The following is a 10,095-nucleotide window of genomic DNA, read 5'->3' as shown; positions in this document are numbered from 1 at the left end:
CGCCACCCCCAATCAGCTCAAGCTCTAACAGGGCCTACAAGGCCAATACGCAAAATAAATACGGGGTCTTCTTCCTGAGCTGATCGAAGCGCAGCAGGGGCGTGGCGCCGTTGCGATCCTGTACACTGCCGGCATGGACCTGAACCTCGAGCAGGCGGCCGTCGGTGTCGGTCAGGATGGGCCGCTTGCGCCCCGCGATCTTCTTGCCGGCGCCGTCGCATCGAGTGTCGTCCTCAAGACCAACACCCCTATGAATAACGCTTCCCGTCGCGCCGGAATCCCTTTCTCAAACACGCTCTGAGAAAGCAGTCTGCCAGGGCATCGCCCGTCCGCCCTGGCTCGCGGCGCAGGCGCCATGTGCCGAATGGGCGGCCATCCTCGCCCGTTCGGGCGGCTCCGTGGCGTCAGCAGCCCCGCCCCTGATGCTCCAGTCGATAGGGGTGGGCGCGGTAGGTGCCGAGCACGCGCAGTGCGCGGGAGAAGTATTCGAGCTCCTCCAGCGCGCGCCGCACCGGCGGCTGCTCCGGATGGCCGTCCACATCGGCCAGGAATTGCGTGGCGGTGAACTCGCCGTCCAGCATGTAGCTCTCGAGCTTCGTCATGTTCACGCCGTTGGTGGCGAAGCCGCCCAGCGCCTTGTAGAGCGCGGCAGGGATGTTCCGCACCCGGAAGACGAAGGTGGTGACGCAGTCGGGCGTGTCGGGCGGCGGCGGGGCGGGGGCGCGCGCGCAGACGTAGAAGCGCGTGGTGTTGTGCGCCGCGTCCTCCACGTTCCGCTGCAGGATCTCGAGGCCGTAGATCTCGGCGGCGAGGGAGGAGGCGATGGCCGCATCCTCCACCCCGCCGCGCGCCGCGATCATCTGCGCCGCGCCGGCGGTGTCAGCCTCGATCACCGGCTCCAGGCCGAGCTCCTTCAGGATGTTGCGCACCTGGCCGAGTGCCACCGGGTGGCTGTGCGCGCGCTTCAGCGTGGAGAGGGTCGCGCCGCGCGGCGCCAGCAGGCAGTGCTCCACCCGCTGGAAGTGCTCCCCCACCACGGCGAGGCCGGAATCCGGCAGCAGGCGGTGGATGTCCGGCACCCGCCCGGCCAGCGAGTTCTCGCAGGGCAGCATGGCAAGCTCGGCCTCGCCGCCGCGCACTGCGTCCATCGCCGCCTCGAAGCTCGGGCAGGGCAGCGTGCTCCAGCCGGGATAGGCGGCGCGGCAGGCGAGGTCGGAATAGGCCCCGGGCAGGCCCTGGAAGGCGATGATGCTCATGCGTGCCTGCCTCCCGCCAGCACCGCCCGCGCCCGCGCGAGATCGGCCGGCGTGTCCACGCCGAACGGCCCGTGCGGGATGCGCGCGACGCCGATGCGCATCCCCGCCTCCAGCGCGCGGAGCTGCTCCAGCCGCTCCCGCTGCTCGAGCGGGCTCGGCGGCAGGGCGACGAAGCGCTCCAGCGCGGCGCGGCGGAAGGCGTAGATGCCGATGTGGTGCCAGTGCGGCCCCTCCCCCCAGGGGATGGGCGCGCGGGAGAAGTAGAGCGCCGCCGCCACCCGCGCCCCCTCGGGGAAGGCGCAGGCGCACTTGACGAAGGAGTCCGCCGCGAGCTCCCCCTCGCCCTCGATCGGGCAAACCAGGGTGCCGATCTCCACCGCCGGGTCGGAGAGCGGCTCCAACACGGCGCGCAGCGCCGCGGGGTCGAGGGTGGGCACGTCGCCCTGCAGGTTCACCACCACGTCGTACCGCCCTTCGGGATCAAGCGCCGCCAGGGCGCGCTGCACACGGTCGGTGCCGCTCGGCACCTGCTCGGCCACCTGCACCGCGGTGCCGCCCGCCGCGCGCACCGCCTGCACGATCTCGGCATCCTCGGCGGCGACGGCGGCGGGGCCGATGCCAGCCTCCCGCGCCCGGTCGAGCACGTGCAGCACCATTGGCCGGCCGGCGATGTCGGCGAGCGGCTTGCCTGGCAGGCGCGTGCTGGCCATGCGGGCGGGGATCACGATGATGGGTGTCACGGCGTCGGGGCTTCCTGGCGCTGGGCCGTTGCCGGTCGGCGGGGCGCCGACTATGGTCCGCGCGCTTCTAGTCGAGGCGGCAGGCCGGGGCAATCTTCGCGCGGCGCGCGGAGGCGCCGGCCGCCGCCGCACCGATACGGAGACATGCCCGCACCATGACGCGCCTCGCGCCGGAGCTGGTGGCGGCGGCCGAGGCGGCCGCCGACGCCGCCGGGGCGGTGATCCGCCCGCTGTTCCGCTCCGCCCTGCTGGTGGAGGCCAAGGGCGATGCCAGCCCGGTCACCGAGGCCGACCGCGCGGCGGAGCGGGCGATGCGCGCCGTGCTCGCCGACCGCTTTCCCGACCACGGCATCTGGGGCGAGGAGTTCGGCGCCGATCGTCCCGACGCCGAATGGCTCTGGGTGCTGGACCCCATCGACGGCACCCGCGCCTTCGTCACCGGCCGGCCCCTCTTCGGCTCGCTGATCGGGCTGCTGCATCGCGGGCGGCCGGTGCTCGGGCTGATCGACCAGCCGGCCGCCGGGGAACGCTGGATCGGTCTGGCCGGGGAGCGCACGCGCTTCCGCTCGCCCCTCGGCGGCCAGGTGGGCTGCCGCCCCTGCGGGCTGGTCGGGGAGGCGGAGCTGTCCTGCACCAGCCCGGACATGTTCGCCCCCGCCGACCGGCCGGGCTTCGAGCGGCTGCGCGCCGCGGCGCGGCGCGTGACCTGGGGGGGCGACTGCTACGCCTATGGGCTGCTCGCGCTCGGCCTAGTGGATATGGTGGCGGAGGCGACGATGCAGCCCTGGGACTGGGCCGCGCTGGTCCCGGTGGTGGAGGGGGCGGGCGGGCGCGTCACCGGCTGGGACGGGGCGCCGCTGGCGCTCGGGGGCGACGGGCGGGTCCTCGCCGTCGGCGATCCGGCGCTGCTCGGCGAGGCGGTGCGGCTGCTGGCGGGGAGCTGACCGCGCCGCGCGGGTAACGGTCCCGGTCGCGCTGTTGTGTGAAGGCGGCCGAAGCCCCACTCTCGGGCGATGCTGCGACGCGACCTCTTCGGGCTGGCCTTTGGCCTTGGCCTGACGCTCCCGCACCTCCGTCCCGCCCGGGCGGCGGCCCCGGCGGGCGGGCCGGTGCGGACCCATGCCCTCTCGCTGCTCGGCGAGCCTGCCCTGCCGCCGGACTTCCCGCACTGGCCCTGGGTGAACCCGGACGCGCCGAAAGGCGGGGAGATCGTGCTGAGCGCGCTCGGCAGCTTCGACAGCTTCAACCAGTTCATCCTGCGCGGCACGCCGGCGGTGGGCCTCGGCAACCTCTACGACATGCTGCTCCGGCAGAGCTACGACGAGGCGAGCACGGAGTACTGCCACCTCGCCGGCGCCATCGAGCTGCCGGCCGACCGCAGGGGCGTCTCCTTCGAGCTGCGCGAGGAGGCGCGCTGGCACGACGGGCGGCCGGTCACCGCCGAGGACGTGGTCTGGACCTTCCAGACGCTGCGCAGCCACGGGCGGCCCTTCTACCGCTCCTACTGGGCCGACGTGACCGAGGTGGTGGCGGAGGGCCCGCGGCAGGTCACCTTCCGCTTCCGCACCGACGAGAATCGCGAGCTGGCGCTGATCCTCGGACAGATGCAGGTGCTGCCGAGGCACTGGTGGGAGGGGCGGGACTTCGCCCGGCCGCTGCTGGAGCCGCCGCTCGGCTCCGGCCCCTACCGCATCGAGCGCTTCGAGCCGGGGCGCGGCATCACCTATGCCCGGGTGCCGGACTACTGGGGGCGCGACCTGCCGACCATGCGCGGCACCAACAATTTCGACGTCATGCGCTACGAGTACTTCCGCGACGCCACCGTGGCGCTGGAGGCGTTCAAGGCCGGGCAGGTGGATTTCCGCACCGAGAACATCGCCAAGGAATGGGCCACCGCCTACGACTTCCCCGCGGTGCGCCGTGGCCTGGTGCGGCGCGACGAGATCCGCCACGAGCTGCCGACCGGGATGCAGTGCTTCGTCATGAACCTGCGCCGGCCGCTGTTCCAGGACGCGCGGGCGCGCCGGGCGCTGATCGAGGTGTTCGACTTCGAGTGGATGAACGCCAACCTGTTCTACGACAGCTACGCCCGCACCACCTCCTACTTCTCGAACTCCGAGCTGGCCTCGTCCGGCCTGCCGGAGGGGCGGGAGCGGGAGATCCTGGAGGGCTTCCGCGGCCAGGTGCCGGAGCAGGTCTTCACCGAGGAGTACACCCTGCCGGTCACCGACGGCTCCGGCAACAACCGCGAGGCGCTGCGCCGCGCGCTGGCCCTGCTGCGCGAGGCCGGCTGGACGGTGCGCGACCGCCGCCTGGTGAACGGCCAGGGCCAGCCCTTCGAGTTCGAGATCCTGCTGAACGGGCCGAGCTTCGAGCGCGTGGCCCTGCCCTATGTGCAGTGGCTGCAGCGCCTCGGCATGGCGCCGCGGGTGCGCACCGTGGACCCGGCGCAGTACCAGGTCCGCCTCGACGCCTTCGACTACGACATGACGGTGGAGGTGTTCGGCCAGTCCCTCTCCCCCGGCAACGAGCAGCGGGACTACTGGACCTGCGAGAAGGCGCGGGAGAACGGCAGCCGCAACACGGCCGGCATCTGCAACCCGGTGGTGGACGCGCTGGTGGAGATGATCATCGCCGCGCCGGACCGCGAGGAGCTGGTGGCGCGCACCCGGGCGCTGGACCGCGTGCTGCTGTGGAACAACTACGTGGTGCCGCACTGGCACAGCCGCACCTTCCGCATCGCCTACTGGGACAAGTTCGGCCGCCCGCCGCGCAACCCGCGCTACGCGCTGGCCCTCGACTCCTGGTGGGTGGAGCGCGGCCGGGAGGGCGCGGTGGAGCAGGGCAAGCGGGAGCAGGCGCAGTAGCGCGGGACCATGGGGGCCTATCTCCTTCGCCGTCTGGCGCTGGTGGTGCCGACGCTGTTCGGCATCATCCTGATCAACTTCGCCATCGTGCAATTCGCCCCCGGCGGCCCGGTCGAGCAGATGATCGCCGAGCTGCGCGGCGAGGGCGCGGCGCTCGGCCGCCTGACCGGCGAGGGAGCGGGCGAGGTGCGCGCGCCGGGGCCGCCCGAGCGCCTTGGCGCGGCGGACGGGGCCGCCGGCCCGGTCGGCACCTACCGCGGCGCCCGCGGCCTCGACCCCGCGGTGGTGGCCGAGATCGAGCGCGCCTTCGGCTTCGACAAGCCGGCGCACCAGCGCTTCCTCGAGATGCTCGGCGGCTACCTGCGCTTCGACCTGGGCCGCTCCCTGTTCCGCGACCGGCCGGTGATCGACCTGATCATCGAGAAGCTGCCGGTTTCCATCTCGCTCGGCCTGTGGTCCACGCTGATCATCTACCTGGTCTCCATCCCCCTCGGCATCCGCAAGGCGGTGCGCGACGGCTCGCGCTTCGACGTCTGGACCTCGGGCGTGGTGCTGGTCGGCTACGCCATTCCCGGCTTCCTCTTCGCCATCCTGCTGGTGGTGCTGTTCGCCGGCGGGACCTACCTGCAGATCTTCCCGCTGCGCGGCCTGACCTCGCCGGGCATGGAGGGCGCCCCCTTCCTGGAGCGCGCGCTGGACTACGCCTGGCACATGGTGCTGCCCACCACCGCACTGGTGATCGGCGGCTTCGCCGGGCTGACCATGCTCACCAAGAACTCCTTCCTCGAGGAGATCAACAAGCAGTACACGGTGACGGCGCGCGCCAAGGGCGCGACGGAGCGGCGCGTGCTCTACGGCCATGTGTTCCGCAACGCCATGCTGCTGATCATCGCCGGCTTCCCCTCGGCCTTCATCGGCATCCTGTTCACCGGGGCGCTGCTGATCGAGATCATCTTCTCCCTCGACGGGCTCGGCCTGCTCGGCTTCGAGGCGGCGATCCGCCGCGACTACCCGGTGATGTTCGGCACGCTCTACGTCTTCACCCTGCTCGGCCTGCTGATGCAGATCGTCGGCGACTTCACCTACACGCTGGTCGATCCGCGCATCGACTTCGAGGCGCGACGCTGATGGCCCTCTCCCCCATCACGCGGCGGCGCCTCGCCAATTTCCGCGCCAACCGGCGCGGCTGGTGGTCCCTCTGGATCTTCACCGTCCTGTTCGTGGTGACGCTGTTCGCCGAACTCATCGCCAACGACCGTCCGCTGCTCGCCCGGGTGGACGGGCGCTGGTACTTTCCCGTGGTGGTGAGCTACGCCGAGAGCGACATCATCGAGGACGGCCTGCCCACCACCGCCGACTGGCACGACCCCTATCTGCGCGAGCGGGTGGAGGAGCGCGGCTGGATGGTCTGGCCGCTGGTCCCCTACCGCTACGATTCGGTGGTGCGCGACCTCGGGCGCCCGGCGCCCTCGCCGCCGAGCGCGCGGAACTGGCTCGGCACCGACGACCAGGCGCGGGACGTGCTGGCGCGGGTGATCTACGGCTTCCGCATCTCGGTGCTGTTCGGCTTCACCCTCACCATCATCGCCTCCGCCGTCGGCATCGCCGCGGGCGCGGTGCAGGGCTACTACGGCGGGCTGATTGACCTCCTGTTCCAGCGCTTCATCGAGATCTGGTCGGGGATGCCGCAGCTCTTCCTGCTGATCATCCTGGCGAGCGTGATCGAGCCCAGCTTCTGGAGCCTGCTCGGCTTCCTGCTGATCTTCTCCTGGATGGGGCTGACCGGAGTGGTGCGGGCCGAGTTCCTGCGCGGCCGCAACCTCGACTACGTGCGCGCCGCCAGGGCGCTCGGCGTGTCGGACACGCGGCTGATGGCGCGCCACATCCTGCCCAACGCCATGGTGGCGACGCTGACCTTCCTGCCCTTCATCCTCTCCGGCTCGGTGACGGTGCTCGCCTCGCTCGACTTCCTGGGCTTCGGCCTGCCGCCCGGCTCCCCCTCGCTCGGCGAGCTGCTGGCGCAGGGCAAGAACAACCTGCAGGCGCCCTGGCTCGCCTTCACCGGCTTCGTGGTGCTCGGCGGCGTGCTGACGCTGCTGATCTTCGTCGGCGAGGCGGTGCGCGACGCCTTCGACCCCCGCAAGCTGCCGGGAGGCGCGCGGACATGATCCCGCCGGGCCGGCCCTCCGCGCCCCGAGCGCCGGAGGGCCGATGAGCCTCCTCTCGGTCGAGAAGCTTGCGGTCGCCTTCCGCGGCAGGGAGGTGGTGCGGGACGTCTCCTTCACGGTGGAGGCCGGGGAGGCGGTGGCGCTGGTCGGCGAATCCGGCAGCGGCAAGAGCGTCACCGCGCTCTCCGTGCTGCGCCTGCTGCCGGTCGGCGGCACCAACCCCGCGGGGCGCATCCTGCTCGACGGGGTGGAGGTGCTGGGCGCGCCGGAGGCGACGCTCCGCGCGCTGCGCGGCGGCACGGCGGGCATGGTGTTCCAGGAGCCGATGACCTCGCTCAATCCGCTGCACAGCATCGGGCGCCAGGTGGCGGAGGCGATCACCCTGCACCAGCCGCTCTCCGGCCCCGCGCTGCGCGAGCGGGTGCTGGCGCTGTTGCGCGACGTCGGCCTGCCCAACGCCGAGGCGCGCCTCGGCGCCTATCCGCACCAGCTCTCCGGCGGGCAGCGCCAGCGGGTGATGATCGCCGCGGCGCTCGCCAACGACCCCAAGCTGCTGATCGCCGACGAGCCGACCACCGCCCTCGACGTCACCATCCAGGCGCAGATCCTGGAGATGCTGGCCGATCTCAGGCGCCGGCGGCGCATGGCGCTGCTGCTGATCACCCACGACCTCTCCATCGTCCGCCGCCATGCCGACCGCGTGGTGGTGATGAAGGACGGCGAGGCGGTGGAACAGGGGCCGGCGGCGCAGATCTTCGGCGCGGCGCGCCACCCTTACACGCGGATGCTGCTGGCGACCGAGCCGCGCGGCCGCCCCGCTCCGGTGCCCGTCGGCGCGGCGCAGGTGCTGGAGGCACGCGACGTCAAGGTGCACTTCCCGATCCGCCGCGGCATCCTGCGCCGCACGGTCGGGCATGTGAAGGCGGTGGACGGCGTCTCCCTCAGCCTGCGGGAGGGGGAGACGGTCGGGCTGGTCGGCGAATCCGGCAGCGGCAAGACCACGCTCGGCCTCGCCCTGCTGCGCCTCGAGGGCAGCGAGGGCGCGATCCGCTTCCTCGGGCGCGACATCCAGGGCCTGTCCCAGCGCGCGCTGCGGCCGCTGCGTCGGGCGATGCAGATCGTCTTCCAGGATCCCTACGGCTCCCTCTCCCCGCGCATGACGGCGGGCGAGATCATCGGCGAGGGGCTGGAGGTGCACGAGCCCGCCCTGCCCCGGCGCGAACGCGCCGCGCGCGTCGCCCAGGCGCTGGAGGAGGTGGGGCTCGATCCCACCATGGCCGAGCGTTACCCGCACGAATTCTCCGGCGGCCAGCGCCAGCGCATCGCCATCGCCCGCGCCCTGGTGCTCAAGCCGCGCCTCCTCGTGCTCGACGAGCCGACCAGTGCCCTCGACGTCTCGGTGCAGGCGCAGGTGGTGGAGCTGCTGCGGGAGCTGCAGGCGCGTCACCGCCTGGCCTACCTGTTCATCTCCCACGACCTGCGGGTGGTCCGCGCCCTCGCCCACCGCATCATCGTGCTGAAGGAGGGGCGGGTGGTGGAGGAGGGCGAGGCCGAGGCGTTGACCGCCAGCCCCCGCCAGCCCTACACGCAGGCCCTGATGGCCGCCGCCTTCGACGTCAGCACCCTGCCCGGCGCCGAGCCCGAGGTCTCGCGCGCATGAACGAGGCGAACGAGTTCGAGCGCCTGCGCGCGCTGCTTGAGGCCGACAAGGTCAAGCTCGGCGTCCACATCCGCCGCATGAACAGCCCCGGCAGCCCGGTCTACCGCGCGGCCGAGAACGTGACCCCGGCGGCGATCGTGCTGGTCTCCTCCTTCGCCTCCACCGTGCTGGTGCATTTCTATCTCGGCGCCGCGGTGCTGGCGGTGGGCTGCTGGTGGTGGATGGCGCGGGTGATGCCGCGGGTGCGCGACGCGGTGTTCGACCGCACGGCGGCGCTGGTGCTGTCCGATCCGGCGCAGTTCGACTTCTGGTGGTCGCGCGGCGTGCTCAGCCTGTTCGCCCGCCTGCCGAACGGGGAGGAGCGGGCGGCGACCCGCCGCGACGACTGGCGCGCCTTCGTGCGCGACCTTCCCGACGACACCGAGACCCTGCCCGCGGTCAGGATCGTGGAGGACTGATGGCCGTTCTGCTCTCCACCGGGCCCGCCGCCATGGCGGCCTGGCGCGATGCCCTGCTCGCCCTCGACCCCGCCCTCGACATCCGCCTCTTCCCCGAGGCCGGGGACCCGGCCGGGATCGAGGCGGCGGTGGTCTGGACCTCGCACGACATGGCGGAGCTCCGGCGCTACCCCAACCTCCGCCTCATCGTCTCCATGGGGGCGGGGGTGGACCACCTGCTGCGCCCGCCGGGGCCGCCGCCCGGCGTGCCGGTGGCGCGCCTGGTGGATGCGCGCCTGACCCAGGGCATGACGGAGTGGGTGCTGCTGAACGTGCTCCGTTTCCACCGCCAGGACCCCGAATACCGCGCCCTGCAGGCGGCGCGGCGGTGGGAGGAGCTGCCGGCGCCGGACACCGCGGCGCGCCGCATCGGCATCCTCGGCCTCGGCGAGCTCGGGGGGGCGGCGGCGCGCGCGCTGCTGCCGCTCGGCTTTCCGGTGATGGGCTGGTCGCGCGGGCCGAAGCAGGTTCCGGGGGTGGAGACCTTCCATGGCCCGGCAGGGCTGGAGGCGATGCTGCCCCGCGCCGATATCCTGATCTGCCTGCTGCCGCTGACGCCGGAGACGAGGGGGGTGCTCAACGCCCGCACCCTGTCTCTGCTGCCCCGCGGCGCCTTCCTGCTCAACGCCGCCCGCGGCGGCCATCTGGTGCAGGAGGATCTGCTGGCGGCGCTGGAGAGCGGGCAGGTGGCGGGGGCGGCGCTCGACGTGTTCGAGCCGGAGCCCCTGCCGCCCGACCACCCCTTCTGGACCCATCCGAAGGTGGTGATGACCCCGCATGCCGCGAGCATCACCATCCCCGAGAGCGCGGCCCCACAGGTGATCGAGAACCTGCGGCGCGTGCGCCAAGGCGCGCCGCTGATCAACCTGGTGGATTTCGCCAGGGGCTACTGACCAAAAGCCCAGGC

Annotated in this window: 11 protein-coding genes; 8 read left to right on the top strand and 3 right to left on the bottom strand. The window is 72.5% G+C overall.

Going from position 1 to position 10,095, the window contains the following annotated elements; all coding sequences use genetic code 11:
* Positions 1-34: 34 nt before the first annotated feature.
* Positions 35-175 carry a hypothetical protein gene (locus ET526_RS22660; RefSeq protein ID WP_408869769.1) on the bottom strand — a complete coding sequence of 47 codons (141 nt, stop codon included), beginning with the start codon at positions 173-175 and terminating at the stop codon, positions 35-37.
* Between ET526_RS22660 and ET526_RS22655 the strand changes: the two genes are divergently transcribed.
* Positions 134-301, top strand: coding sequence for a hypothetical protein (locus tag ET526_RS22655; RefSeq protein ID WP_408869768.1), 168 nt, complete (start codon positions 134-136; stop codon positions 299-301). The two genes, ET526_RS22660 and ET526_RS22655, sit on opposite strands and share 42 nt — an antisense overlap.
* A 103-nt stretch (positions 302-404) precedes the next feature.
* On the opposite strand, the gene ET526_RS16120 is transcribed toward ET526_RS22655, so the two are convergent.
* The gene (locus ET526_RS16120; RefSeq protein WP_135468894.1) at positions 405-1,256 is read right to left on the bottom strand and encodes a prephenate dehydratase; all 852 of its coding nucleotides are present in this window, start codon (positions 1,254-1,256) and stop codon (positions 405-407) included.
* Positions 1,253-1,996: a 3-deoxy-manno-octulosonate cytidylyltransferase gene (locus tag ET526_RS16115; RefSeq protein WP_135468892.1), complete on the bottom strand. Its 744-nt coding sequence runs from the start codon at positions 1,994-1,996 to the stop codon at positions 1,253-1,255. Before ET526_RS16115 ends, ET526_RS16120 begins: the two co-directional genes overlap by 4 nt.
* Positions 1,997-2,151: 155 nt before the next feature.
* Here ET526_RS16115 and ET526_RS16110 point away from each other — a divergent pair, with 155 nt between their 5' ends.
* The 7 genes from ET526_RS16110 (at position 2,152) to ET526_RS16080 (ending at position 10,081) form a co-directional block, all read left to right on the top strand.
* Positions 2,152-2,940 carry an inositol monophosphatase family protein gene (locus tag ET526_RS16110; protein WP_135468889.1) on the top strand — a complete coding sequence of 263 codons (789 nt, stop codon included), beginning with the start codon at positions 2,152-2,154 and terminating at the stop codon, positions 2,938-2,940.
* Between the two features lie 69 nt (positions 2,941-3,009).
* The gene (locus ET526_RS16105; protein ID WP_135468887.1) at positions 3,010-4,863 is read left to right on the top strand and encodes an extracellular solute-binding protein; all 1,854 of its coding nucleotides are present in this window, start codon (positions 3,010-3,012) and stop codon (positions 4,861-4,863) included.
* A 9-nt stretch (positions 4,864-4,872) separates the two neighbouring features.
* Positions 4,873-5,991 carry a microcin C ABC transporter permease YejB gene (locus ET526_RS16100; protein WP_135468885.1) on the top strand — a complete coding sequence of 373 codons (1,119 nt, stop codon included), beginning with the start codon at positions 4,873-4,875 and terminating at the stop codon, positions 5,989-5,991.
* Entirely contained in the window at positions 5,991-7,031 is a 1,041-nt protein-coding gene (locus tag ET526_RS16095; RefSeq protein WP_135468882.1) for an ABC transporter permease, read from the top strand. Before ET526_RS16100 ends, ET526_RS16095 begins: the two co-directional genes overlap by 1 nt.
* 43 nt (positions 7,032-7,074) lie before the next feature.
* Positions 7,075-8,691, top strand: coding sequence for an ABC transporter ATP-binding protein (locus ET526_RS16090; RefSeq protein WP_135468879.1), 1,617 nt, complete (start codon positions 7,075-7,077; stop codon positions 8,689-8,691).
* Positions 8,688-9,149 (top strand): hypothetical protein, encoded by a 462-nt coding sequence (locus ET526_RS16085; protein ID WP_135468877.1) that lies wholly within the window; start codon positions 8,688-8,690, stop codon positions 9,147-9,149. Before ET526_RS16090 ends, ET526_RS16085 begins: the two co-directional genes overlap by 4 nt.
* Positions 9,149-10,081, top strand: coding sequence for a 2-hydroxyacid dehydrogenase (locus tag ET526_RS16080; protein WP_135468875.1), 933 nt, complete (start codon positions 9,149-9,151; stop codon positions 10,079-10,081). Before ET526_RS16085 ends, ET526_RS16080 begins: the two co-directional genes overlap by 1 nt.
* Positions 10,082-10,095: the final 14 nt, after the last annotated feature.

The organism is Crenalkalicoccus roseus (assembly GCF_004761865.1).
Classification (GTDB): domain Bacteria; phylum Pseudomonadota; class Alphaproteobacteria; order Acetobacterales; family Acetobacteraceae; genus Crenalkalicoccus; species Crenalkalicoccus roseus.
Note: the sequence above shows the minus strand (reverse complement) of the source record. Positions and strands in the feature narration are given on the sequence as shown.

Excerpts from the sequence above, each read along its gene's own strand:
- ET526_RS22655 (WP_408869768.1), top strand. The coding sequence starts at position 134 with ATGGACCTGAACCTCGAGCAGGCGGCCGTCGGTGTCGGTCAGGATGGG.
- ET526_RS16120 (WP_135468894.1), bottom strand. The coding sequence starts at position 1,256 with ATGAGCATCATCGCCTTCCAGGGCCTGCCCGGGGCCTATTCCGACCTC.
- ET526_RS16110 (WP_135468889.1), top strand. The coding sequence starts at position 2,152 with ATGACGCGCCTCGCGCCGGAGCTGGTGGCGGCGGCCGAGGCGGCCGCC.
- ET526_RS16105 (WP_135468887.1), top strand. The coding sequence starts at position 3,010 with ATGCTGCGACGCGACCTCTTCGGGCTGGCCTTTGGCCTTGGCCTGACG.
- ET526_RS16100 (WP_135468885.1), top strand. The coding sequence starts at position 4,873 with ATGGGGGCCTATCTCCTTCGCCGTCTGGCGCTGGTGGTGCCGACGCTG.
- ET526_RS16095 (WP_135468882.1), top strand. The coding sequence starts at position 5,991 with ATGGCCCTCTCCCCCATCACGCGGCGGCGCCTCGCCAATTTCCGCGCC.
- ET526_RS16090 (WP_135468879.1), top strand. The coding sequence starts at position 7,075 with ATGAGCCTCCTCTCGGTCGAGAAGCTTGCGGTCGCCTTCCGCGGCAGG.
- ET526_RS16085 (WP_135468877.1), top strand. The coding sequence starts at position 8,688 with ATGAACGAGGCGAACGAGTTCGAGCGCCTGCGCGCGCTGCTTGAGGCC.
- ET526_RS16080 (WP_135468875.1), top strand. The coding sequence starts at position 9,149 with ATGGCCGTTCTGCTCTCCACCGGGCCCGCCGCCATGGCGGCCTGGCGC.